This window comes from Paludibaculum fermentans (genome assembly GCF_015277775.1).
GTDB lineage: Bacteria > Acidobacteriota > Terriglobia > Bryobacterales > Bryobacteraceae > Paludibaculum > Paludibaculum fermentans.
The window spans coordinates 7,974,973-7,999,982 of record NZ_CP063849.1 but is presented as its reverse complement, the minus strand read 5'-3'; the positions used below and the strand labels follow the sequence as shown (position 1 = coordinate 7,999,982).

The window sequence follows — 25,010 nt, the reverse complement described above, 5'->3', positions numbered from 1 at the left end:
GGCCATCTCCACCTCCAGGCACCTCGTGCTAAAGTCTGGATAACGTGATATCCAGGCCTCTTTCTGACGATTACTTGGAAGATGCAGACCGTGAACTGGTAGCGCGAGCGCAGACCGGCGACCGGCAGTCGCTGGAGGAGTTGGTGATACGCCACCAACCCTGGATCTACAATATCGCGGTGCGAATGCTGTACTCTGCGGAGAATGCGGAAGACGCAACGCAGGAGATCCTGATGCGGGTGGTGCGGGGTATCCACACCTTCCACGGGGAGAGCAAGTTCCGCACATGGCTCTACCGGTTGGCCACGAACCACATTCTCAGCTTCAAGAAGAAGTGGGCCGCAGCCGACCCCTGTTACTCATTCGAATGGTTCGCTGGAGATCTGGACGCCGTAGGACTGTCCGAAATTCCCGATCCACGGACCGTGCCGGTTCCGGTGGAGATCCTGATTGAAGAAGCCAAGATGTCGTGTACGGCGGCGATGCTGTTGTGCCTGGACGGGCGCCAGCGGCTGGTGTACACGCTGGGCGAAATCTTTGGGGTGAGCGATTCAGTCGGTGCCGAGGTGGTGGGCATCACGCCGGCCAACTTCCGCCAGATCCTGGCACGCGCCAGGCGGGATCTCTACACGTTCCTGGATGGCAAATGCGGACTGGTCAAGGAATCAAATCCGTGCCGCTGCCCGAAGAAGATACGGGGCTTCATGGAGCGCGGCTACCTGAAACCGGACAAGCTGCAGTTCGCGACCGGGCATCTCCGCAAGGTGCGCGAGGTGGCCTCCAGCCGGGGCGGTGAGCTGATTGAGGCTTCAGACCGCCTGTATGCCGCGCTGTATCAGGATCAACCGTTCGTCGAGCCGCCGCGGGAGTTGGTGCGCCGGGCTCTGGCCAGCGTCTCGCTGGATCCGCCGAATTGAACGCCGGATTGTCACACTGCCGCTCCGGCTGGAGTCACAACAGGTATGGAGAACTTTCTATGACTCGATTTGCAATGCTCCCTTTGCTCTTCATCTGCGCCGAGGCCGGTGATGGCGGCGGTTCCGGCGCACCCGCCACGCAGGCAGACAAGGATGCACAGGCGATCCTGGCCGTGGAGCGCGCCGCCTTCGACCGCTGGGCGAAGGGCGACCTGGACGGATTCCTGGAGGCATCGGATCCGGAGGTCGATTACTTCGATCCGTTTCTCGAGACCCGGTTGGTTGGGCTGCCCGCGCTGCGCGCGCTCTATAGCAAGTCGCAGGGGAAAGTACAGGTTGATAGCTGGGAGATGATCAATCCCAGGGTGATCGTCTCGGGCGACATGGGCGTGCTGACCTTCAACTTCGCCAGCCACGTCAAAGGGCATATCACGCGCTGGAACACGACCGAGGTCTACCGGCGGAAGAACGGCCAGTGGAAGATCATCCACACCCACTGGGCGCTGACAATGCCGGAGCTGGCGAAACCGCTGGAGTTTGACTAGCCGGGCGGGTACACGATTGGCTGGGCGGTGGTGCCGGAGGTGGGGGTCGAACCCACATGACCAGTAAAGGTCGCGGGATTTTGAGTCCCGTGCGTCTGCCAGTTCCGCCACTCCGGCTGAAGTGTAGGCAGGGCCGACTCTCAATATAGCATTGGGGGCCGCGGCGTCTCCAGCAGCGGCCCCGGAAATCTTCGACGGGTCTTCATTCAGTGCGGCTGGAGAGCTCGGAGAACACCCCTTCCAGCACGGTGAGTCCCTCCAGCAGCGCCTCCTCGTGGATGACGAGCGGCGGGGAGATCTTGACCGTCGCACCGCCGAAGCCGACGGGGCTGAACATCAGCACGCCTTGCTCGACACAGCGCTCCACCACGTTCCAGGCAAAGTCGCCGTCTGGCTCCTTCGTGCCCGGGTGAACGCAGGCGACGCCGGCGACCAGGCCCTTCCCGGCAATCTGTCCGATCTGCGGGAACCGAGCCTGCAGGGCTTGCAGCTTTCCGTGCAGAATCGCGCCCATCCTCATCGCATTGCCCGCCAGATCTTCCCGGAGGACCAATTCGAGGGACGCGAGCGCAGCCGCACAGCAAAGCGGGTTGCCTGTGTGGGTGGAGGTCATGCTGCCCGCGGCCGGCAGGTCCAGCACGTCCGGCCGTCCGGCCACGGCCGAGATGGGCAGTGAACTCGAGATGCCCTTTCCAAACAGAGCCAGGTCCGGGACAATTCCGTAATGCTCGAAGCCCCACAGCCGCCCGGTCCGCCCGAAGCCCGCCTGCACTTCATCGCATACCAGCAGCGCGTCGTGTTCCGTGCACCAGCGCCGCAGCGACTGCATGTATTCAGGGGGCGCGAAGCACGCGGAGCCGCCCTGGTAGGTCTCCATCAGCACGCCGGCGACATCGCGTGGCGCCACTCCGTTTGCTTCGAGCGCCTGGGTGAAGCCCGCAAAGGAGCTGTCCTCCGTGCGAAATCCGTCAGGAAAGGGAACCTGCACAAACCCCGGATCGAGGTGACCGATCCACTCCTTTAGCACCGGGATGCCGCCGGCCTGCTGCGCGCCCAGCGTGCGGCCGTGGAACGCCTTGTCGAACGAGACAATGACACTCTTCCGCCCGCCACCCTTGCTGCGTCCGTAGGTACGGCACAGCTTGATGGCGCATTCGACGGCCTCGGACCCGGTCGTCAGCAGGAAGACCTTCTTCAAAGGGGCGGGCAGTACTTGCGCGAGAGTCTCCACCAGGCGAGCCCGGCTTGCGCTGGGGAAGCAGTAGTTGGTGAGCAGATGGGAGGATGCCTGCCGCACGACCGCATCCACGATCTCGGGACGGGCATGGCCCGCGTTGGCGATCAGGACGCCCGAGGACCAGTCAATCCACTGGTTGCCCCAGGCATCGTAAACCTGGAAGCCTTCGGCATGGTCCCAGACCACGGGCGGCTGGCCGCGCATGGCCACGGGTTCATACTCATGCAGCCGCTCCAGGACGGGTAGCGATTCCGGAACCGGGAACTCCGTGATGATTCTGCGAAAGCGTGTCTCAACCCGGGGCACACTTCTAGCGATGGTGCTGTATTCTCTGGACATAGAACTTCTCCCGCGGACTCAGGCGGCGGGCGGATGATCGAGGATCTTTTCGTTCTTTCGATCCCAGTACATCTTGCGGCCCTCGCGGTAGCTGCGATTCGCCATGACGACAGCCACCGCGTGAGCAAAGCCCGTCTCGATGCTGCCGTTCGGGGTTTTCCGGCTGCGCATGCACTGCAGCCAGTTGTCCGTGTGGTACTTCAGGTCGTCGTCCTGGTCGACAGGCGGCGTGTCGGTGCTGCCCGGAATCGTCACTAATTGAGGCTTCGCCTTGCCGTTGTGCAGATCGAACACGACGTTCGAACCCCAGGCACTGCGATTCTCCTCGATGTACCACCACTGCGGGCTGCCTTCTCCACCCGGAGAATAGAGCGACCCGCGCGTGCCGCGGATGATCGTGTGATCGCCATAACTGCTGCCGAAGGTGGTGCTGTAGGTGTAGAGCACCTGCTTTTCCTTAAAGGTCGAGGCCATCTGCAGCGTGTCGGGGTTCTCCCGCACGTCGTGCCAGGCGAAGATGCCTCCATTGGCCATCGTGTCGTCAGGAATGAAGGTGTCGAGATAGAAGTGAGCCAGCCCGGAACCGTGGCTGTACCATTGATCCGTAATGCCGCCCGAGAAATCCTTGAAGATGCGGAACTCGAAGTAGACGCGCGGGTCGAACGGCCGATCGGGCCGGCCCAGAAGCCACCGCTTCCAATCGGTGTCCTGTTCCTTCAGCGCCGCGACGTCGGGATTCTTTGGCACATGCCAGCGCGGCCCGCTGAAGTTCCAACTCTGGTCGACCGAAACGATCTTGCCCAGCTTGCCGCTGCGCACGATGTCGCGCACCTGCTGCTGGTAGGGGTCGCTCAGCCATTGCGAGCCCATCTGCACGACGCGCTTGCTGCTGAGCACGGCCTCACGCGCGAGCATGGCGTCCTCCAGTGTGTTCGCCATCGGCTTCTCGCAGTAGCAGTCCTTGCCCGCCCGCACCACCTCGGCCAGGATCCGGGCGTGCTGGTGGTCGCCTGTCCCGATCATGACGGCATCCAACTCGGGGTCGGCCAGCATCTCCTCGGAGTACTTATAGGTTTTGGGCCGCGCGCCAAACAACTGCTTCGCGCTGTCAGCTGCGCGTTCCCGATTGACCGACCACAGGTCGCACACGCTGCGGAAGTCGAATTTCGGATCGGTGGCCAGCGACTTCTTCAGCATCTTGCGATGACCGGACGCGCGGTGGCCGCAACCAATCGCGCCGATCTGGATGCGGTCGTTCGCGCCGGGAATGCGCGAATAGGACAGAGCAGTGGAGGGCAGCGCCGCGACCGCCGCCGCGACAAATCCTCTTCTCGTCACTGTATTGCTCATAGGAAGCCTCCCTGGAGTTCGATGACTATGCGGAAGTACGTTCCGCGCTGGCCGCCTGGTCCGGCCGGATCAAGACAAGGATGATGAACGTCGCCAACAAGGGCATGAGTCCTGCCGCAACAAAGGCCGGGCTGTAGGAAAACCGATCGACCAGTGCGCCAATCAACAGAGTGAAGAGCGTGGAAACCGCACCGGCGCCCAGTCCGCTGAGGCCCGTCACGGAGCCCACCACCTCCGGCGGGAATAGATCCGAAGGCAAGGTCAGGCCCATCGTCGACCAACTCGCGTAGCCAAACAGCGCCAGGCAGATCAGGGCCAGCGCCCAGAAGGGACTGTGCACCGACGCCGCTGGAATGCCGGCCAACATGGGGATGCAGCTTACGACGCAGACCAGCTTGCGGGCTCGCATCACTGGCATCTTGCGCCGGATCAGCCAGCCGGAAACCAGGCCGGCCGCGAAGTTGCCGGCATCGGCGGCAACAAACGGGATCCAGGCGAACAGAGCGATCCGTTCGAGGCTGAAGCCGCGCGCGTCACTCAGATACTGCGGCAGCCAGAAGACGTAGAACCACCACACAGGATCAGTGAGTGAACGGCCCAGCACCACGGCCCACGTCTCCCGCCGCTTCAAGGTAGGAAGCCAGAGCCGCATCGAACGCAGAAACGCCTGTTCGCCGCCTGCCCCCGATTGCAGTGTCTTCACCGGCCGGGGATAGACGAGCAGCCACCAGGCGAGCCAGGCAAAGCCCAGAATCCCGGAGAATGCGAAGGCCGATCGCCAACCGAACCGGAGCGCAATCCACGGGATGCAGAAGGCCGCCAGCGCGCCACCGACGCTCGACCCGCTGTCGAAGATCGCGACGGCCAGCCCGCGCTCCTGCGGAGGAAACACTTCGGCGACCGTCTTACTGGCGCCCGGCCAATTGAACCCTTCGCCAATGCCCAGCAGGAATCGCAGCACGCCAAACGAAGCCACGGAGTTCGCGAACGAGGTCGCCAGACTCACCACGGACCACCAGATCACCGCGAGCGACAGCCCGAGCCGCGTCCCCACGATGTCGAGCGCAATCCCGCCCAGCAGCCACATCAAGGCGTAGGAGACTTGAAACGCCGCGAAGATGCGCGAGAGCTCACTGTGACTCAGGTGAAGCTGCTGCGATATCAACGGCGCCAGCACCGATAGCGTCTGCCGGTTGAAGTAGTTCAGGACCGTCGAGCCGAAGAGGGCCCATACGATCCACCAGCGCCGCCCGGACGGACTGGCCGCCACCGGCTCCGGAGGAGCCGCCTCAATCTGCTGTGTCATTGCCTGCCGTCGCGATTCATGGATTTATACGTTCGAAGTGAGCCCGGCTCCGTTGCTCTCGGGGACCGGCTTATCCGACCAGATGGCACGCGTGGAGGCACGCACCACGACGCGGGTGGGGATCGTCAGTTGTTGAGTTTCGCGATCGGGCTCCTGGACCCTGCGCAGGACGAACTCCGCCAGGTGTTTGCCCAACTCCTCAGGAAACTCGCGGACACTGGTCAACGGCGGATCCATCAGCGCCGCCTCACTGTCGTTGAAGCCCGCCACACTGATATCAGCCGGGATGCGCAGCCCGGCCTGCTGCAGCGCTTCATAGACACCGCGCGCGATCTGATCTGAACCGGCGATGACGGCCGTCACGGGCTCGCGGCGCGAGAGGATCGACCTCATCGCCAGGTAGCCCAACTGGCGGTCGTCGGAGTGAATCTCGCTGAACCTGGGCATTAGTCCGGACTTGGTCATGCGCTCGCGATAGCCGGTCGCGCAACGCGCATACCAGGGCAGATCGTTATCGCCGATAAACCAGATGTCCCGATGCCCTTCCGTGATCAGATGGCCGGTGAGATCGAAGGCGCCCTGTGTGTCGTCGGAATAGACGGCGTCGAATTCGCTCGATGCCCACTCGCCCAGAACGTTGTTGCCGAGTACGGAGAACGGAATTTCCCGCTCCCGCAGCGCATCCAGCATGTTGGGCGAATTGGTGCCACCCAGAATGACCGCGCGCACCAGGGCACGCTGGTTCAGGATGCGCGGCAGGTGCAGGTCGCGGGATGGCACAGTGGGCGAGTAGCGAAGGGTCAGGAACAGCAGCTCCTTGCTTTGCGCCGAGCAGTAGTTCTCCGCTCCGAAGAGAATCCGGGCCTGAAAGTTGTGGAGGATGTCCCTGTTCGCCAGGAGGAAGGCAATGATCGTGGACTTCTCGTTGCGTCTCTGATCGAGATCGATGCCCAGCTCTTCCGCCGCCAGCCGCACGCGTTCCTTGATGGCTGCGTCAACGTTCACCTGCCCGCGGGCAATTCGCGACACTGTCGCCGTGCTGACGTTGGCTTTCTGCGCCAACTCCTGAAAGGACGGCCTCTTCTTCACGCTTCACTCCTTGCGTTGACCCACATGGTCTCCGAGTCTTTCAACCCAAGCCGCCTCTTAGTATAGGATGCGTTTTCCGCACTACCGGCAGACCGCCCTCAGTGTCTCCAGACTCCACCCGGGCTCGGCGCGAAATTCCACATGCCCGCGCTGGAGCGCCGCCGCATAGATCGTCTTCCCAGCCTCGAGCGAGTGCGGTTTCCCGGCCGCATCCACCATCCCGCCAAGGACTACTTTCCTGGGCGCCAACTGCGCCACAAGCTCCGGCAGATCCGTCTGGCCGAGGACTCCTGGCACGAAGTCCGCGAGGGAGTGCCGGTAGTCCTCGGTTTCGACCAGGCTCCGGAAGGACGAAAGACCGCCCGCGAGGTAGAGCCGCTCAATCCCTGGATCCAAACACGCCGCGCAGAGCGCCGGCACGGCCATCGCACCATAGGCGGCGACAACCAGGCGTCTCCCTCTCCCGCCGGGGCCCGTTCGCAAGGCCCGGGCCAGGGCAAGAACGTCGGTGGTTCTCTGCCCCAGCAACGGACGGCCAAGGATCAGCGAGCCCCACGCGTAGTTCTCTTCCTCCTGGTGCTCGCGCATATACCCTGGCGCGCCAGGGCTGAACTCGGGGGCCATGTCCCCAATGCCGCGCACATCCGCCGCGCACACCGTCATGCCGTCCAGCGCCAGACTGTGGCAGAGCTCACCTTCATGCCATGCCCGATTGCGCCCACCCGGATGAAGCAGCAGCAGGATAGGGCCCGGCCCAGCGTCCTGGCTGGGATGAAACTGCCACACGGGCAGCACGACGCCCGGCACGCAAGGGACTTCCAGAGCCTCAATCGTCACGCCCCGCGCGGAAGGCACCTTGCGGAGGGAAACCGGCGCGGAGGGCGTGGGCCGCTCCAGCCGCAGCAGCTTCTCCAGGGATACCGGCGTGCGGGCAGGTGCAATCGCGCCCGCCCTTTGCCTGGTCAGGCTGAACGGCGTGGCGCCGCCGAAGCTGCTGATCACGCTCGCGTCCGGTGTTACCCACAGGGTGGAGTCGGGCTCGGGGGCAACCGCCGGCTCCTGAGTGACGCCCTGCGGGTCCCCCTTCAGGTGGCGCAGCATCCAGTTGTACATCTGCAGGCGGCTGTCGTAGGAGAGACCGTGGGGCAGCGGCGTATCCGCCCAACTTAGGGACCCAGCCGCACCCATGGTCTTGTAGACCGCGGCCAGCTTCTGGTATTCCTCCCAGCCGTCGCTCACATAGTTCGGAGAGTAAGTACCGAAACTATCCTTATCGCTGACTGAGATCAGCAGGGGCTTCGGAGCGAAGGGGTAAAACAGGTCCCAGCGGTCGAAACCCAAGGGGCCGCAGCCCACGAAGTTCTGCTCCGCATCGTCAGTGGATCCGGGCGGCAGGAAGTTCCGGCAGGCCACGTTCTCAGTGTTGCCGCTGAACACGGCGGCGGTTTTCAAGCGGTCGTCCACCGCGCACAGCAGCATGGTCAGCGTCGCTCCGCCCGACTGGCCCGTCGAGGCCAGGCGTGTGGCATCCGCCAATGGATGGCTCGCCAGATAGTCCAGGCTGCGGATGGCGTCCCAAAGCTGCATCTGCGTCGAGGTGGTGCCCGTCAACAGCATCTGCCGGCCCGGCACGGTGTGCTCCCCATCGGCACCGCCCTCCAGCCGCGTGCGCTGACCGGGGACGCCGGGGTAGTAGATGCGCTCACCTTGCCCCATGGGGTCGAAGGAGAGCACCAGGAATCCCAGCTTCACCAGGCCCTGGCAGGCGCGCTGGTAGCTGTCGTACGCTTTGCCGTTGCCGGAATGGCCCAGTTGGAACAACACGGCCGGAAACGGCGGTTTGCCCGCCGGAATGTAGAGATTGGCGGGGATGTGGAAGTCCGGCCGGCTTTCGTAGACCAGCCGCTCTACCCGGTAGCCTGCCCGCTCAAACGAACCCACCGTCTTCGCATTCAGGTTCGTGCGCTCGGGTAACGATCCGATCAGTTCCACCAGTGTCTGCCGCACCCAGCGCTGGCGCTGCTGGATCGCAGCGGGGGTTGTCAGTTTCGCGAGCGCGGCTTCTCGCGTCCGGCGGGCCGAGGCGGCCAGCCCACGCAGATAGTCCGGCAGGCAGCGCGAGTATTGGTGGTAAGCGGCGCCGGGGAACGGCTGTCCCGACCCGGCTTCCGCACGGCCCAGATTCGCTTGTGCGAGAAGGGCGGGGGCGCCCAGGGCACCCCCCAGAAACGATCGCCGCGTATTGCCTGCCATGCCCATGCCCCTTAGAAGTTGAAGCGCAGGGCCAGTTGGGCGGTCCTCGGCGACCGGGCGCCCAGGATGCGGCCGAAGTTGGTGTCCCCGACGGTGGTATCCGGGTTTTCCAACAACGGATGGTTGAAGAGGTTGAAGAACTCAGCACGGAACTGCAGCTGGCTCTTCTCGGTGATGCGGAACGATTTGTGCGCGCCGAAGTCCAGGTTCACAGTGCCCGGCCCGATCATGATGTTGCGTCCGGCGTTCCCGAACGAGTTGTCCTGTGGGATGCCGAAACACTTTGTCTGGAACCAGCTCGCAATGCGGTCGCCGCGCGATCCGCCGGTGTATTGCGGGCTGCACGACAACTGCGCCTGATCGTCACCCACGGTCGGCAGGCTGAACGAGGTGTCGTTGGCCGTCGAGAAGTTGAGCGGGAACCCGCTTTGCCAGCTGAAGATGCCCGACGCCTGCCAATTGCCCAGAACGAGTTTAGCCACGCCGCCGGACGGTGAAGGCAGTTGCCACAGTGAATTCAGCACAAAGCGGTGGGGCACGTTGTAGTCGGAGACGGCCCGGTAAGCATTCACGTTGTAAGGATTGATCACATTGATGCCGTCGAGATCCGTGGCATAGGACATGGGATCCATGCTCTTGCCCCAGGTGTAATTGGCGCTCAGCGTGAAGCCGCGCGAGAACCGCTTTTCCAACGAGAGCTGCAGCGCGTTGAAGCTGGAGTTGGCGCCGGCGATGTTCTGCGTAAACTGCAGGAACTGCGAGTAGGGCCGCCGGTCGTCCTCGTTGTCGGCCGTCGCGGTCGGGCTGGGCAGCGGAGCGTTGATGTCGGTGTTGTAGTTCAGGTGCGTGCCCTTGGATCCGACATAGGAGATCCGCGCCAGCAGGTCGGTGGTGAGTTGCCGCTCCACGGTGAAGTTCCAGTTCAGCACGCGGGAGGGGCGCCAGTCGCGGGAGTAGGATACCGCCAGGCTCATCGGCAGATCGAAGGCTACGTTCGCCCCCGGCACGGTGGGCGCGAACTGGGCCGGGAAGGGATTGGTGGCCGAGGCGTAGGGATTGGAGAACGGAACCCGGAACAGCTGAACCTGCGGACTGAACGGAGCGCTGTCCGACATGTTGTTGAAGGCTTCCAGGAACGGGGGCTGGTAGAAGAGGCCGGCCCCGGCGCGAATCACGGTCTTGCCGCCATCGGGGTTGTAGGACAGCCCCACTCGCGGAGCGAACTGCGCCGTGCGCGAATCGAAGCCCCCCTGCGGACATCCGGCATCACCGGCGTACAGGTAGCCGGACGGCGCGTTTACGAAGCGGCTCGACTTCGATCCAGGCGCGAAGCACTCCACCTTTCCGTCCTTCTCAGTGAACGGATAGAACGGATCCCAACGCAGGCCGAAGCTCAGGGTCAGATCCCGCCGTACCCGGTAGTTGTCCTGAATGAACAGGCTCGCCATGTTGCCGCGCCGTGTCTGGTACTCGCCTCCGCCCTGAATGAAACGGTCGGCGAACCCGAGCAGCGTATCCGTCAACGGATTGCCCGAATAGCTCGTACCGCGGAACCGGTACTGCCCGTTCTGGCGGTAAGTATTGGTGCCGTCGAAACGCGACCGCAGATAGTCGCCGCCCACGGCAATCTCGTGTTTGCCCTTGATCCAGTGGAGACTGTCGGCCAATTGGAAGGTATCGCGTGCGAAGGTGCCCGGATGCCCGGTATTGATGCTGAAGTAGCCGGAAACGGCGATGACCAGTTCCGCCGGATTCGTGGTGGCGACGTTCTTGATGCCGAGGGCCGAATAGTCGAAGGGGGCTCCGCTGAGCACAGCCGAGGAGTTCCTGGTGTAGGACGCAATGAAGCTGTTCAGGAGCGTCGGGCCCAGGGACATCGTGTCGTTGAATGAGGTGGTCTTCGTCGGAAGGTCCACACCGCGGCCCGACGTCAGGAGATAGGCGCCGTCGGAAACCGCATCCTTCTTGTAAGTGTTATCGAAGTAGCGGGCATACAGCCGGTGGCTGCCGACGAGGTAGTCGACACGCCCCATGAACTGGTTCTCGTGTTCGTTGTCCGGCCGCTGGAAGTAGACCAGGCCATCCGCGGAGCTGGCGACGGGGAGGTGCGTTAGCAGACTCGCGCCGGCCGGATCGAACCGGCTGACAGGAATCCGGTTGCCCGCGAAGGGCACTTTGGTCACAGGGTCGACAATCTGGCGGCTGAGGGAGGAGAAGTCGCCCTGGCGCTGCGCGGCCGTGTAGACCGTGGCGGAGAGACCGGACTGGACGTCCCGCAGCTGAGTCCCCTGGTAGGTCCCGAAGAAGAAGAGCTTGTTGCGGATAATCGGTCCGCCCACGCTCCCGCCGAACTGATTGCGCTTCAGCAGGTCGTGTTCGCTGGCAAAGAAGTTGCGCGCGTTCATATCTCCGTTGCGCAGGAATTCGAAGAGGCTGCCGTGGAACTGGTTCGTGCCCGACTTCGTCACCACGTTGACGATCGCACCGGAGCCGCGTCCATACTCCGCGCTGAAGCTGTTCGTCTGGACGCTGAACTCTTCCACGGCGTCCGGATTCGGGAAGGGATTGTTGACGTTGGTGTAGGTGTCCTGGTTGCTGCCGCCGTCCAGGCTGTAGTTGGCCGTATCGGCGCGCCCGCCGTTTGCGGAAATGGAGACCGCCGAAGGTGACGAAATCGTCTGCAGGGTATCGCCGCTGCCACGCGAGTTTCCCGCACGAAGATCGACCGCGCCGGGCGCCAGCAGGACCAGCGACGCGGCATTGCGGCCATCCAGCGGCAGTTCGGTAATCTTCTGCTGGTTGACCACCTGGCTCAGCGCGCCGGACCGGGTCTCCACCATGGCCGCCGCCGCTGATACTTCCACTGATTGGCTGGTCGTGCCGAGTTGCAGGCGAATGGACAGCGTGGCCGATTGGTCCGCCCCCAGTTGAATGCCAGTCTGCTCGTAGCGGCCGAAGCCGCCGGCCTCCACGGATAACTTGTAGCCACCGACCGGAAGCAGCGGGAACACAAAACTCCCGTCGGTGCTGCTAGGCATCTCGCGCTTCAGGCCGGTCTGGGTGTTAACGACGGATACTTTTGCCGCCGGGACCACCGCTCCGGCGGGATCCAGAATTGTGCCCGCCAAGGTGCCGGTCGGCTCAGCCGCCTGTAATAGGCCAAACAGAAGCACGCAAACAAGGAGTCGAGTCATACGTTCCCTTTCCTTCCCACGATGTATTGGTAATGCGGAGACTATCGGTTCCAGCAATGTGTGATTCTCATTGAGCCATAGAAATTTCTCGTGATCAAGAAATATTTCTCAAATGAGGCGGAAACACATCAGAAGATGGGCGATCAGCGGGAGGAGGTGTGGCGGGGCGCGAGGGGTCGGCGATCTGGGGGTGACTGGCGAAGCGGGGAACGGGTAGGGATCAGGCCGGCAGTTTCTCGAACTCCAGCTGATCGCCCCTGGCCGTACCCGTAGCCTGGATCTGGCCTTCGGGCAATTCCAGCACTGAATGGGCGCGGAGGGAGCCGGCAACGCGCCAGGGCTTGACGGAGGGACTCACCTTCACCACCTGCTTCGCCTTGTTCAGGAAGACGATGTCGATGGTGAACTTCATGAAGAAACAGTGAACCGCCTCGCAGGGTGTGATCCAGAGACCTTCGCCGGGGGTGAGGCCCGTCCGCTTCAGGAGCCCTTCCTTCCGGGTTTCGCTCGTGTTGGCCACGTCGGCGGCGTCGGCCACCAGCGTGTCTTTGGTTCGGTTGTGGACTCGGATCTTCATGTTGGCTGCTGTCGGGAACTGCCGGATAACAATGACCTAATCGACGCTTCCTTCACTTCTCTGTAGGGGCGGCGGGAGAAGGGGCCGGTTCATGGCCCGGACAGCGGAGGACGGGGAGACGCGGGTACTTGGGATAGCCGGAGTCGGTCAGGGCGCGGCGGCAAAGCAGGAAGACGCTGCCGCGGTCGTTCTCAATTCGCCGTACCCAGGCACAGCTCTCGCACAGCCCCGTGGGTGGTGTTTTGAAGGTGTCGCGCAGCCCCATGCCTGCTTGCCAGTGTGGCACGAGGCGGCTATACACTAAGGAACGGTTATGAAACTCGGACTCGGGCTCTATCGGCACATGCTCACCGCGGACAATTTCCGGTTCGCGAAACAGGCTGGGGCGACGCACATTGTGGCGCACTGGGTGGACTATTTCAGCCAGGGTCCGAGGATCCCGGAAACCGACAGCGACACGTGCTGGGGCGTCAGCGACAATCGCGGTAAGTTGTGGACGTATGAGGAATTATCCGAACTGAAGCGGTCGGTCAACGCCGAGGGGCTGGAACTGGCGGCGATCGAGAACTTCGACCCGTCGCACTGGTATGACATTCTGCTCGACGGTCCGAAGAAGCCGCAGCAACTCGAAGACATCAAGACAATCATCCGCAACATGGGCAAGGCCGGCATTCCGGTGATGGGCTACAACTTCAGCATTGCTGGAGTGTGGGGCCATGTGGAAGGTCCCTACGCGCGCGGCGGAGCGCCGTCGGTGGGCTTCCTGGGGCCGGACGGTCCGGCGGAACGACCCATCCCGAACGGCCAAGTCTGGAACATGATCTATGATCCGGACGCGGCTCCGGGTACTGTGGGGACGGTCACCACGGAGCAGCTTTGGGGACGGTTGGAAGACTTCCTCAGGGCGGTAGTGCCGGTAGCCGAGGAAGCAGGCGTACGCCTGGCCGCGCATCCGGACGACCCGCCGATGCCGTCGATCCGGGGTACGGCACGGCTGGTGAACCAGCCTCAGCTTTACCAGAAGCTCCTGGATATCGTGCCGAGCTATAACAACGCGCTGGAATTCTGCCAGGGGACGATTGCCGAGATGACGGACGGGGATCTCTACGAGGCCATCGACCAGTACAGCGCCCAGGGCAAGATCGCCTACGTCCACATGCGCAACGTGCGCGGCAAGGTGCCGAAGTACCACGAAGTCTTTATCGATGAAGGGGATGTGGACGTCGCTCGATGCCTGCGGATCTACAAAAAGAACGGCTTCGACGGGGTGATCATTGCCGATCACACGCCGCAGATGAACTGCGCGGCGCCCTGGCACGCCGGAATGGCCTTCGCCATGGGCTACATCAAAGGCGTCATGCGGATGGTGGAAGCCGAGTGAGCGCGTGATAAACTGGAAGTTCACGCCAGTTCTTCTCTGGAAACACCCTTGAAAATCGGATTTGTCAGCCTGGGTTGTCCCAAGAATCTTGTGGACACCGAAGTCATGATGGGCCAGTTGAACGCCCGCGGCCACGAGCTCACCAGCTCGCCCGAGGACGCCGACGCCATCGTTGTGAATACGTGCTCGTTTATCGGACCGGCCAAACAGGAATCGGTGGATACCATCCTGGAAATGGCCGAGTTCAAGAAGACCGGAAGGGCCAAGCGGCTGATCGTGGCGGGCTGCCTGGTGGAGCGCTACGGCTCCGACATCCGCCAGGAGATTCCTGACGTGGATGCGGTGCTGGGCACCAATGAGCTGGACGCCATCGTTGCGCTGTGCGAAGGCGGCGAAAAACAGGCGAATCCGTTCGAGCCCTACCTCTACCACGATCTGACGCCGCGCATCCTGGCCACGCCGCGCCACTACGCCTATATCAAGATCAACGAGGGCTGCGACCATCCGTGCACGTTCTGCGTGATCCCGCAGTTCCGCGGGTCGTTCCGCAGCCGGCGGTTTGAGTCGGTGATCGTCGAGGCGCAGCGGCTGTTCGCGCAAGGCGTGCGGGAGATCAACCTGATCGGCCAGGACACGACCGCCTACGGCGACGACCTTGGTATCAAGGACGGCCTGGCGTTGCTGCTGGGACGCCTGGCGGAGATCGAAACGCCGCACCAGAAGTGGGTTCGTTTCCTCTATTGCTACCCGAACCGCATCACCAACAAGCTGCTGGATACGATTGCGGAGCACGAGTCGCTGGTGAAGTACATCGACATGCCGCTGCAGCACGCGGCGCCCGGCGTCCTGAAGAATATGAAGCGCGGGGCTTCCGGTGAGATCTTCCTCAAGACGCTCGAGAAGATCCGCAAGCGGATTCCCGGCGTGTCGATCCGGACCTCGATGATCGTCGGCTTTCCGGGTGAAACGGAGAAGGACTTCGAGGAGCTGTGCCAGTTTGTGGAAGAGGCGCGGTTCGACCGGCTGGGCGTCTTTACCTACTCCGATGAAGAGACCAGCAAGAGCTACCACCTGGACGGCAAGGTGGACGCGCGCTCGATCTATAACCGCAAGCGCAAGCTGATGTCGCTGCAGCGCAAGATCTCACGGAAGCTCAACCGCGGCCTGGTGGGCCAGGAACTGCCGGTGCTGATTGAAGGCCGGTCAGAAGAGAGCGAACTGCTGTGGCAGGCGCGGCTGGCGAATCAGGCGCCGGATATCGACGGGGTTTGCTACCTGAGCGATGTGGGCGATGTGGAGCCGCGGCCGGGTCAATTCCGGATGATGCGGGTCACACAGGCTCACGATTACGACCTGGTGGGCGACCTGATCGACGAGCCGCCGAACGAGCCGGCACCCGTATTGAATCCGTTCCCCATCATTTCCACCAACGCGGGCCATCAGCATCAGCACCAATAAGAGCGCACTGCCGCGGCTGTGCGATCATCTGAGGAAACATGCAGGGTCCTGAGCGCGACCCGGATCCCGGCGAAATCACCCAACGGCTGCAGGCCTGGCGGGCCGGCGTGCCCGGAGCACAGGACGCGCTGCTGCCGCAGATCTACAACGAACTGAAGCAAATTGCGGGCGGCTACATGCGGCGTGAGCGGGCCGGGCATACGCTGCAGCCCACCGCCCTGGTGAACGAAGCCTGGATGCGTCTGGCCGGCGCCAACCATCCGGATTGGGAGAACCGGCGCCACTTCTACTGCATCGCCGCTCGGCTGATGCGGCAGGTTCTGGTGGAACACGCCCGCCGGCACCTGACGGCCAAGCGGGGCCAGGGGCTCAAGCCGGTTCCTTTGACGGAGGCGGCCAATTACTCACTGGAGAATGCTGAGCAGTTCGTGGCCCTAAACGATGCCCTGGACGCGCTGGGCCGTTTGGACGAGAGAAAGACGCAGGTGGTGGAGTTGCGCTATTTCGGCGGCTTGAGCATGGAAGAGACCGCGGCGGAGCTGGATATTTCGATCAATACGGTCAGCCGGGACTTGCGGTTTGCTGAGGCCTGGCTGCAGCACGAACTGAACGGGCGGCAGCGGCAGGCTTAGCCGGCGTTTGCCTTATACTGATGGGTTGCTGGAGGGTAGTTTAGACAGTCGGCGAAGGGTGGTCTCGGGTCTCGAGAAGAGTCGGGGGCAGCGGTCCGCCCTACCGGGAGCTGCGGTTCCCTCCCTATCTTTTATGAAGTGTCCAATCTGCAAGAAAGAAGTGAAGCTGGGCGACCCGGAGATGCCCTTCTGCAGCGAGCGCTGCCGGTTGATTGACCTGGGCATGTGGTCGGCCGAAGAGTACAGGATTCCTGGTCCGTCGGCGGAGAGCACGCAGAAGCCAGAAGACGAAGAAGATGAATAAGGTGGCGCTGGCCATCGCCACGTGGTTTGGCTGTGGATTCTGGCCGAAGGGTCCGGGCACGGCGGGTTCGATTGGGGCGCTGCTGGTGGCCTGGCCGCTGATTGCCTGGCTGCCCGTGCAGCCCTGGCACTTCGCGCTTCTCGCCGTGGCGCTGACACCGCTGGGCATCTGGGCGTCTACACGGACAGCGGAGATCCGGCAACTGAAGGACCCGCAGATCGTGGTGGTGGACGAGGTCCTGGGGCAGTGGATTACCCTGGCCGGAGCGTCCACCCTGGACTTGGCCCATGTTGCGGCGGCCCTGCTGCTGTTCCGGTTGTTCGACATTACCAAACCATGGCCGGTGCGCAAACTGGAGTCGCTGCCGGCGGGCACCGGGATCGTAGCGGATGACCTGGCCGCCGGAGTCTACGGAGCGGCAGTGCTTGTGGTGCTTCGATTCGTGGTTCAATTCTAGATGGAAGCTAAATTCGTCCCGGATGTCATTCAAGAACAGCGCCATTGAGCGTCCTATCATCGAGTCGGTCACGCCCCAGGCAGCGATTGCCGGCGGTGACTTTCAAATCCGCGGCAGGTCGTTCCTGGCCGCGCCGCGTCCTTCCGTGGCCATTGGCGGGGTTGCCGCTCCGCTGATCGTGGGATCGAACTCACTTGTGATTGCGCGGGTACCCGAAGCCGCGGGCCGCGGCGAAGTGATCGTCAGCAATGGTGAGTTGGACAGCGCGCCAGCGAGTGTGGCGATTGGGAAACAACTGGCCGACAGCCTGCATCCGGTAGCCAACCCGGCGGTGGACCAGGACGGAAACGTCTATGTCACCTTCAGCGGCTCGCGGGGCCAGAAGACGCCAGTGGCCGTGTACCGGGTGGATACCGAGGGCGTGATCACTCCGTTCCTCACAGACCTGATGAATGCCACCGGCCTGGCTTTTGACGAGGAGGGCCGGCTGCTGATCTCGTCGCGTTTTGATGGCGTGGTCTATCAGGCCACCCGCAGCGGTGAGATGGGTGTCTACGTCGAAGGCATGGGTGTGGCCACGGGTATCGCCTTTGACGGCAAGGGCAACCTGTATGTGGGTGACCGCTCGGGCACGATTTTCAAGATCAGCCCGTCGCGCCAGATCTACGTCTACGCCACACTGGAAGCTTCGATTTCGGCCTACCACCTGGCCTTCGGCGCCGAAGGCTATCTCTACGTCACCGGTCCGACGACTTCCAGCTTCGACGCCGTGCATCGCATTTCCCCCGCGGGCGAGGTCGAGACGTTTTATCGCGGTTTGGGCCGCCCGCAGGGCATGGCTTTCGACATCGACGAGAATCTGTACGTCGCGGGGTCGCTGGAGGGGCGGAAGGGCATTGTCCGTATCACCCCGCAGCGCGAGGCATCACTGTTTGTCTCGGGGCCGAACATCGTTGGCTGCGCGTTCGCGCCGGGCGGCGACCTAATGGTCACCACGACGGGTGCACTGTACCGCGTACCCGCCGGCATTCAGGGCCGGCCGCTGCCTTAATCCACTCGGAGTTCCATGAACGCTGAAATCATCGCAGTCGGCAGTGAACTGCTCACCCCCGAGCGCTCGGACACAAACTCGCTCTGGCTCACTGCTCAATTGAACGAACTGGGCGTCGAGGTCACCCAAAAGTCCATCCTGGGGGATGACCGCGACCGGTTGTCGGCAGCCATTGCGGAGGCCCTCCAGCGGGTGCCGCTGCTCATCCTGACCGGCGGACTAGGCCCGACGGAAGACGACATCACGCGCGAGGCTGTCGCCCAGGCACTGCACCGCAGGCTGCTGTTCTCGCAGGAGATCTGCGACGAGATCAAGGCTCGATTCGCCGGCGCCGGACGCCAGATGGCGGACATCAACAAACGCCAGGCGTTCGTGATCGAGGGCGCGGAGAAGCTGAGCAATCCGAACGGCACGGCGCCGGGCCTGTGGATCGACCTGCCGGGCGGCATGCTGATGCTGCTGCCGGGACCTCCGCGCGAGATGGTGCCCATGTTCGGCGACACCTGCCGTCCCAAATTGGTGGCCCGGTTGCCGCAGATGGCCATCCGCAAACGCTTCTTCCGGGTGGCCGGCATGGGCGAGTCCGATCTGGATGCGCTGATTGCACCCGTCTACAAGCCTTACCTGAACCCCGTGACGACGATTCTGGCCGCGGAAGGGGACGTGCAGATCCATTTGCGCGCCCGTAGTTCCACGCCCGACGAAGCGGAGGCGCTGGTGGAAGAATTGGGCGCGAAGATCCTGGAGACGTTGGGCAACCGGGTTTACTCACAGAATGGAGACCCCCTGGAGACCGTCGTCGGGCATATGCTGCGCGACCGCGATGCGACGGTCGCTGTGGCGGAGTCGTGCACGGGCGGCATGTTGGGCGCGCGGATCACGGATGTCCCGGGCTCTTCGGCCTGGTTCCTGGGCGGCTTTCAGGTGTATGCCCCGGAGATGAAGGCGCGGCTGCTGGGCCTGGATCAGAAGACGCTGGACGAGCATGGCGCGGTCAGTGAAGTCGTGGCGAAGGCGATGGCGGACTCGGCGCGGGACCGGACGGGCGCTACTTATGCGCTTTCGATCACCGGCGAAGCGGGACCCGAGTCGCAGACGCCTGGAATCGACCCCGGCGTGGTGTGGATTGGACTGGCCTCCCCGAAAGGGGTGGAGGCGAAGATGTTCCGGTTCTTCAGCGGCCGGAATCGCGTCCGGAAGATGGCCGTGCAAACGGCACTGAATCTACTGCGGTTCCAGTTGTCGTGATCGCGGCGTTCCTCCTGCTCGCCAGCGTGACGTTTCACCAGGACGTCGAGCCCATCCTGCAGCGCCGGTGCCAGTCGTGCCACCGGCCCGGCGAGATCGGCCCCATGCCGCTGCTCACTTACCAGCAGGCCCGTCCCTGGGCCAAAGCGATGCGGCAGGCGGTGGAACTGAAGAAGATGCCGCCATGGTTTGCTGTCGGCGGCGGCCCCTTCCATAACAATCCTTCCTTAACGGCGGAGGAGATTAAGACGATCTCGGCGTGGGCGGAAGCCGGTGCACCTCGCGGCCCGGCCAGGGAAGCGCCACAGCCGGCGCATTGGACGAATGGCTGGAATATCCGCTCGCCTGATCTCGTCGTGGCAGCCCAGCGACCCTTCGCCGTGCCGGCCAGCGGTACCGTCGACTACCAGTTCGTCATCCTGCCCTTGCGCACGATGGAGGACCACTGGGTGACAGCGGCGGAGATCCGCCCGGGCGCGCGATCGGCGGTGCATCATATAGTGGCCTACATCCGGGAGCCAGGATCGGAGTGGCTGAAGGATGCTCCGCGCAACCAGGCTTTCCGGGCACAGGGTGTGACGACCAGCGACATTCTGGCGATCTACACGCCAGGGCAAGCCCCATTCCAGGCGCCGGAAGGAATGGCGAAGAGACTGCCGGCGGGGTCGGAACTGGTGCTGCAGTTCCACTACACACCCAACGGCACGCCTGAGATGGACCAGACCAGCGTGGGCATGGTGTTCACGTCAAAACCGCCAACGAAGCGCGTACTGACCTTACAGATCGGAAACGCGGAGTTCCATATCCCGCCAGGGGATCCCAACTATCGAGTCTCGGCCGGGGGCACGCTGCCGAATGACGCCCTGCTTTTGAGCATGTTTCCGCACATGCACCTGCGCGGCAAGGCGTTTGAGTACGAGATCACGGCGGAAGGCGGGCACGCGGAGACTCTGTTGCGAGTGGCGCCCTACTCGTTCCAGTGGCAACTGAATTACGTACTGGAGCAGCCGCGGTTGCTGCGCAAGGGCACCCACCTGCGGTTTACAGGCTGGTTCGACAACTCCCCCGCCAATCCGTTCAATCCCGACCCATTGAAGGAAGTGAGCTACGGTGAGCAGTCCTGGGAAGAGATGATGATTGGTTTCTTCGATGTAGCAGTGGACCCCAAGCTGGACAAGAGCGCCTTTTTCGTCCGCTAATCGCCTTATTGTTTCGATTAAAAACTAGCCCCAAATTGCCTGTCTTTGGACAAGGTCGAAAGTGGATACCGGGCAGAGTCCGCGCCTCTCTTCCGATCACCCCCACCAGTCGACTTCAACCTCTAATCTATTGACCAAACAAGACATAGCAGGAACCATCACGTTGATCACTGAAGGATGCCAGGGGCTGCCCTGGGGGCCTGACTTCACACTTCTTTACCTTCCAAATCACTGCCTGTCGTAACCATCGGGCGAGGAAAGCGCGACTTAATCAATAGCCGTCTCGTGAGGGAGCGGTTTTCTGGAATGATTCGAAGATTTATAACTCTCGTATTGACCGCTGCCGGTCTGCTCGTTGCCCAGCAACAGGAGCGGGTCGTCGGCGCAGTGAAGGTGGTCACAGCCTCCGACAGGGAGCTGACCATTCAGACCGATGCCGGCAAGGCAGTGGCGGCCCATATCGCCGACAATTGCCGGCTGATGCGCGTCGAACCTGGTGAAAAGGACTTGAGCAAGGCTGCGCCGATGGAACTGTCGGGCATCACCGCGGGCGACCGCGTGATCGCGCGCGGCACGATGGCGGAAGAGAAGCTCACAGTAACGACGCTGGTCGTGATGAGCAAGAGCTCGCTGGCCGAAAAGAATGCGAAGGAACAGGCTGAATGGCGGGCGCGCGGCGTGCGCGGCGTCGTGAAGTCGGTGAACGCGGCGGGCGGTGAGTTGCTGATCTCCACAGGCACCAATGGCTCGGCCAAGGAATGGACTATCAGCGTGCCGGCCACGGCGGTGCTCAGGCGGTATGCCAACGGTTCCATCAAGTTCGCCGACGCCCAGGTGGCGCCCATTGGCGACATTGAAGCCGGCGACCAGATCCGCGTGTTGGGCACAAAGGACGAGGCGGCCTCGAAGATCGCCGCCGAACAGGTTGTTTCCGGTTCGTTTCGCACGATGGGTGGAGAGGTCATTTCCGTGAAGGCCGAAAGCGGCGAAATGACGATGAAGGATGTACAGACCAAGAAGCCGGTCGTGATCCACCTGACGGCTGAAACCAACATCCGGCGCATGCCGAACTTCGGCGGCGGTGGCGGCGGGATGATGCGGCCGGGCGGAATGAACGGCGGCGGTCCAGGCGCCCCCGGTGGCGGAATGCCGGCGGGCGGCGGCCGCGGACCAAGCGGACCAGGCGGACCAGGCGGACCAGGCGGACCCATGGGCGGTCGCACTCCGGACCTGGGTCAGATGTTCGACCGGTTGCCGGCGTCAACCCTGGCTGACGTGAAGCCCGGCGATGCAGTGATCGTCTCCGTAGCGAAGGCAGGGGGCAACGCGGCCCCGAATGCAATCTCGCTGGTAGCAGGAGTGGATTTTCTGTTGCGCGCATCGGCGGCGCAAGTGAACCAGGCACTCGGTAATTGGAGCACCGAGATGTCGATGCCGGGACAGTAATCAGTTTCGTTTTCTTCTCGAGGAATTCCGTATGAACAACAACTACGCTCGTGGTGTGTTTACAGCCTTCCTGCTCGCGATGGTGTTCGCCCTGGTGGCGGCTGCGCAGAGCACGACGGTGGTCAAGGGGGAAGTGGATGATCCGTCGGGTTCGTTCGTTCCGGGCGCTCAGGTGACGCTCTCCGGGGGGAAGGGCTACACAAAGACCGTCACCACCAATGAATTGGGTACCTATGAGTTCGAGCCGCTGCCGCCCGGCAAGTACAAGCTGCGGGTCGCGGCGACAGGCTTCACGCCGCTGGAAGTGCGCAACCTCAACCTGGAAGGCGGCAAGCCGATCACGTTGAAGAGCCAACTGGCGATCGCATCAGAGACGCAGTCGGTGACCGTGGCGGACTACACCTCGGTTTCGGTGGAGACTTCGAGCGTGGCCGGCGCCATCGTGCTGCGCGGCGAGGATCTGGACGTACTTTCGGACGATCCGGACGACCTGGCCTCGGACCTGCAGGCACTGGCAGGTCCCTCGGCCGGCCCGAATGGCGGTGACATTTATGTGGATGGGTTCAGCGGCGGCAAGCTGCCTCCGAAGTCGTCCATCCGTGAAGTCCGGGTGAACCAGAATCCCTTCTCGGCTGAATATGACCGCCTCGGTTTCGGCCGCATTGAGATTCTGACGAAGCCGGGCACGGACAAGCTACGCGGGCAGGCGTTCTTCAACTTCGGCAACGAGAACCTGAACTCGCGCAATCCGTTCGCCACGACCCGCGCGCCGTACAACATGCGCCATTACGGCTTCAACCTCGGGGGCCCGCTCTCGAAGAAGGCCTCGTGGTTCATCGACGTCGACCGGCGCGAGATCGACGAGAATGCGGTGATCTCGGCCACCGTCCTGGACAGCAACTTCCTGGCAACTCCGTTCCAACAGACGGTGGTCACGCCACTGCGCCACTGGTCGATCAATCCGCGCATCGACTACCAGTTGAGCCAGAACAATACTCTCGTCGTGCGATATAGCGAAGCGCGCAACAACAACCAGAATCAGGGGTTAGGCCAGTTCACACTTCCATCGCGCGCCACCAGTTCAGAGAGCAGCGATCACATCCTGCAGATGACTGAAACGGCCATTCTCGGCACTCATGCCGTAAACGAGACCCGGTTTCAGTACAACCGCAGCAATTCGCTGATGATGGGCGACAACAGCACGCCGGCGTTGAACGTTCTGGAGTCGTTCAACAGCGGCGGTTCGCTGATTAAGGATTCAGGCAGCCGCGAGAACCGCTTTGAGTGGCAGAACATCACGTCCATCACACACGGGACGCACATGATCAAGTTGGGCGGCCGTGTGCGCTACGACCGCATTGGTGACACCTCGGATTCCAACTTCAATGGATCCTATACCTTCGCCGGCGGGCTGGCTCCGCTGCTGGACAGCTCGAACAACATTGTGAACGGCGCCGACGGGTCGCCGACAATGGTGCAGGTGACCTCGCTGGAGCGCTACCGCCGCACGCTGTACTTCCAGTCACTGGGACTGCCCGCGGCCACAATCCGGGCCTTGGGCGGCGGCGCGAGCCAGTTTACGCTCACCGGCGGCACACCCCTGACGAACGTGGCGCAAACCGACATCGGCCTGTTCGCGGAAGATACCTGGCGCCTGCGGCCGAACCTGAACCTGAGCTACGGCCTGCGCTACGAAACGCAGTCCAACATCAGCGATTACAAGGACCTGGCCCCGCGCATCAGCATTGCCTATGGATTGGGCAAGACTCCGGCCCAGACCAAGACAGTGGTCCGCACCGGCTTTGGCATGTTCTACGACCGTGTAGGCGACAACCTGACGCTGCAGTCGCTCCGCTTCAACGGCACGACGCAGCAGCAGTATATCGTCGCGAATCCGGACTTCTACCCGGCTATCCCGGACACCGCCACACTGGCCTCGAATCTGGTGGATCCCACACGCCGCACCCTGGTGAATGACATCCGCGCGCCCTACATCGCCCAGACGATCTTCGGGGTCGACCGCCAATTGCCGAAGAACACTTCGGTTTCGACGAACTTCATCTACTCCCGCGGCGTGCACATGCTGCGCACTCGCAATGTCAACGCGCCGCTGGCCGACGGCACTTTCCCGATGGGCAACATCGGCAACGTCTACCAATACGAATCCACCGGCTTCCTGACGCAGAAGCAGTTGATGATCAATGTTAGTTCCCGCTTCAACCGGTACTTCACCCTGTTCGGCTTCTATGTCCTGGGCCAGGCGAAGAGCGATACGGACGGAGTGGGTTCGTTCCCTGTGAACCAATACAACCTGACCTCAGAATATGGAAACGCGGCCTACGACGTGCGCCACCGCATGATGCTGGGCGGCTCGATCCGCGCCAAGTGGGGTATCTCGTTCAATCCGTTCATCATGGCGAGCTCCGGCTCACCGTTCAACATCACAACCGGCCGCGACAACAATGGCGACACGCTGTTCAACGACCGTCCGTCGTTCGCGGCGGCGGGCGCCACGGGCGCCAACATCGTGAGCACCGCTTTCGGCGTGTTCAACCTGACACCGGGCCAAAACGACGTACTGATTCCCCGCAACTACGGCCGCGGGCCGGCACAGTTCACGGTGAACCTGCGGGCCAGCCGGACCTGGGGCTTCGGTGAACGGACCTCCGGCACCACGACACAGGCCGGCGGAGACGGCCCGATGCGCGGTGGCATGGGCCCGATGGGTGGCGGCGGTGGCGGAATGCGCGGCGGTGGCGGCGGCGGCATGCGTGGCGGCGGCCCTGGCGGTCCCGGCGGCATGTTCGATTCGTCATCCGGCAAACGGTTCAGCCTGACCGCTTCCGCTTCCGCGCGGAACCTGTTGAACCACGTAAACTATGGGTCGCCCATCGGCAACCTGAGCTCCCCGCTGTTCGGTGAATCCAACTCCATTGGCGGCGGCTTTGGCCCAGGTGGAATGGGCGGCGGTGGCGGCGCCGGGAATCGCCGGATCGACCTCCAGTTGCGACTTTCGTTCTAAACGCT

At 63.0% G+C, this 25,010-nt stretch carries 20 protein-coding genes and 1 tRNA gene; 12 read left to right on the top strand and 9 right to left on the bottom strand.

All coding sequences use genetic code 11. The features are described 5' to 3' along the window. The first annotated feature begins 74 nt into the window (after nucleotides 1-74). Both IRI77_RS31755 and IRI77_RS31750 read left to right on the top strand, forming a co-directional pair. On the top strand, nucleotides 75-917 hold the full coding sequence (locus tag IRI77_RS31755; protein ID WP_228486425.1) for an RNA polymerase sigma factor: 843 nt from the start codon (nucleotides 75-77) through the stop codon (nucleotides 915-917). Nucleotides 918-976: 59 nt separating this feature from the next. Continuing rightward, nucleotides 977-1,462 carry a YybH family protein gene (locus IRI77_RS31750; protein ID WP_194448961.1) on the top strand — a complete coding sequence of 162 codons (486 nt, stop codon included), beginning with the start codon at nucleotides 977-979 and terminating at the stop codon, nucleotides 1,460-1,462. Nucleotides 1,463-1,490: 28 nt separating this feature from the next. On the opposite strand, the gene IRI77_RS31745 is transcribed toward IRI77_RS31750, so the two are convergent. The 9 genes from IRI77_RS31745 to IRI77_RS31705 form a co-directional block, all read right to left on the bottom strand. After that, nucleotides 1,491-1,579, bottom strand: a tRNA-Leu gene (locus IRI77_RS31745). Nucleotides 1,580-1,664: 85 nt separating this feature from the next. Continuing rightward, a complete protein-coding gene (locus IRI77_RS31740; protein WP_194448960.1) occupies nucleotides 1,665-3,038 on the bottom strand; it encodes an aspartate aminotransferase family protein in 1,374 nt (457 codons plus the stop codon). An 18-nt stretch (nucleotides 3,039-3,056) separates the two neighbouring features. Beyond that, entirely contained in the window at nucleotides 3,057-4,388 is a 1,332-nt protein-coding gene (locus IRI77_RS31735) for a Gfo/Idh/MocA family protein (protein WP_194448959.1), read from the bottom strand. A gap of 25 nt (nucleotides 4,389-4,413) precedes the next feature. Beyond that, complete coding sequence (locus tag IRI77_RS31730; protein ID WP_194448958.1) at nucleotides 4,414-5,694, bottom strand: MFS transporter; 1,281 nt, start codon at nucleotides 5,692-5,694, stop codon at nucleotides 4,414-4,416. 24 nt (nucleotides 5,695-5,718) lie between these two features. Beyond that, nucleotides 5,719-6,783, bottom strand: a complete 1,065-nt coding sequence (locus IRI77_RS31725; protein WP_194448957.1) for a LacI family DNA-binding transcriptional regulator — start codon at nucleotides 6,781-6,783, stop codon at nucleotides 5,719-5,721. 81 nt (nucleotides 6,784-6,864) lie between these two features. Then, the gene (locus IRI77_RS31720; protein WP_194448956.1) at nucleotides 6,865-9,036 is read right to left on the bottom strand and encodes an alpha/beta hydrolase family protein; all 2,172 of its coding nucleotides are present in this window, start codon (nucleotides 9,034-9,036) and stop codon (nucleotides 6,865-6,867) included. 11 nt (nucleotides 9,037-9,047) lie between these two features. Further along, the gene (locus IRI77_RS31715; protein ID WP_194448955.1) at nucleotides 9,048-12,230 is read right to left on the bottom strand and encodes a TonB-dependent receptor; all 3,183 of its coding nucleotides are present in this window, start codon (nucleotides 12,228-12,230) and stop codon (nucleotides 9,048-9,050) included. Between the two features lie 220 nt (nucleotides 12,231-12,450). Continuing rightward, nucleotides 12,451-12,807 (bottom strand): DUF192 domain-containing protein, encoded by a 357-nt coding sequence (locus IRI77_RS31710; RefSeq protein ID WP_194448954.1) that lies wholly within the window; start codon nucleotides 12,805-12,807, stop codon nucleotides 12,451-12,453. A 52-nt stretch (nucleotides 12,808-12,859) separates the two neighbouring features. Continuing rightward, entirely contained in the window at nucleotides 12,860-13,093 is a 234-nt protein-coding gene (locus tag IRI77_RS31705; RefSeq protein ID WP_228486424.1) for a hypothetical protein, read from the bottom strand. A 27-nt stretch (nucleotides 13,094-13,120) separates the two neighbouring features. Here IRI77_RS31705 and IRI77_RS31700 point away from each other — a divergent pair, with 27 nt between their 5' ends. The 10 genes from IRI77_RS31700 (at nucleotide 13,121) to IRI77_RS31655 (ending at nucleotide 25,005) form a co-directional block, all read left to right on the top strand. Then, nucleotides 13,121-14,188, top strand: coding sequence for a mannonate dehydratase (locus IRI77_RS31700; protein ID WP_194448953.1), 1,068 nt, complete (start codon nucleotides 13,121-13,123; stop codon nucleotides 14,186-14,188). 48 nt (nucleotides 14,189-14,236) lie between these two features. Next, nucleotides 14,237-15,646, top strand: a complete 1,410-nt coding sequence (rimO, locus tag IRI77_RS31695) for a 30S ribosomal protein S12 methylthiotransferase RimO (protein ID WP_194448952.1) — start codon at nucleotides 14,237-14,239, stop codon at nucleotides 15,644-15,646. Between the two features lie 38 nt (nucleotides 15,647-15,684). Further along, nucleotides 15,685-16,278: a sigma-70 family RNA polymerase sigma factor gene (locus IRI77_RS31690; RefSeq protein ID WP_194448951.1), complete on the top strand. Its 594-nt coding sequence runs from the start codon at nucleotides 15,685-15,687 to the stop codon at nucleotides 16,276-16,278. A gap of 133 nt (nucleotides 16,279-16,411) precedes the next feature. Then, nucleotides 16,412-16,582, top strand: coding sequence for a DNA gyrase inhibitor YacG (locus IRI77_RS31685; protein ID WP_194448950.1), 171 nt, complete (start codon nucleotides 16,412-16,414; stop codon nucleotides 16,580-16,582). Continuing rightward, nucleotides 16,575-17,039, top strand: a complete 465-nt coding sequence (locus IRI77_RS31680) for a phosphatidylglycerophosphatase A family protein (RefSeq protein WP_194448949.1) — start codon at nucleotides 16,575-16,577, stop codon at nucleotides 17,037-17,039. Before IRI77_RS31685 ends, IRI77_RS31680 begins: the two co-directional genes overlap by 8 nt. A 22-nt stretch (nucleotides 17,040-17,061) precedes the next feature. Beyond that, complete coding sequence (locus IRI77_RS31675; RefSeq protein WP_194448948.1) at nucleotides 17,062-18,090, top strand: SMP-30/gluconolactonase/LRE family protein; 1,029 nt, start codon at nucleotides 17,062-17,064, stop codon at nucleotides 18,088-18,090. Between the two features lie 15 nt (nucleotides 18,091-18,105). Next, entirely contained in the window at nucleotides 18,106-19,338 is a 1,233-nt protein-coding gene (locus IRI77_RS31670) for a competence/damage-inducible protein A (RefSeq protein WP_194448947.1), read from the top strand. Next, nucleotides 19,335-20,537 (top strand): cytochrome c, encoded by a 1,203-nt coding sequence (locus tag IRI77_RS31665; RefSeq protein WP_228486423.1) that lies wholly within the window; start codon nucleotides 19,335-19,337, stop codon nucleotides 20,535-20,537. Before IRI77_RS31670 ends, IRI77_RS31665 begins: the two co-directional genes overlap by 4 nt. A 306-nt stretch (nucleotides 20,538-20,843) precedes the next feature. After that, nucleotides 20,844-21,983, top strand: coding sequence for a hypothetical protein (locus IRI77_RS31660; RefSeq protein ID WP_194448946.1), 1,140 nt, complete (start codon nucleotides 20,844-20,846; stop codon nucleotides 21,981-21,983). A gap of 31 nt (nucleotides 21,984-22,014) precedes the next feature. Beyond that, nucleotides 22,015-25,005: a TonB-dependent receptor gene (locus tag IRI77_RS31655; RefSeq protein WP_194448945.1), complete on the top strand. Its 2,991-nt coding sequence runs from the start codon at nucleotides 22,015-22,017 to the stop codon at nucleotides 25,003-25,005. Nucleotides 25,006-25,010: the final 5 nt, after the last annotated feature.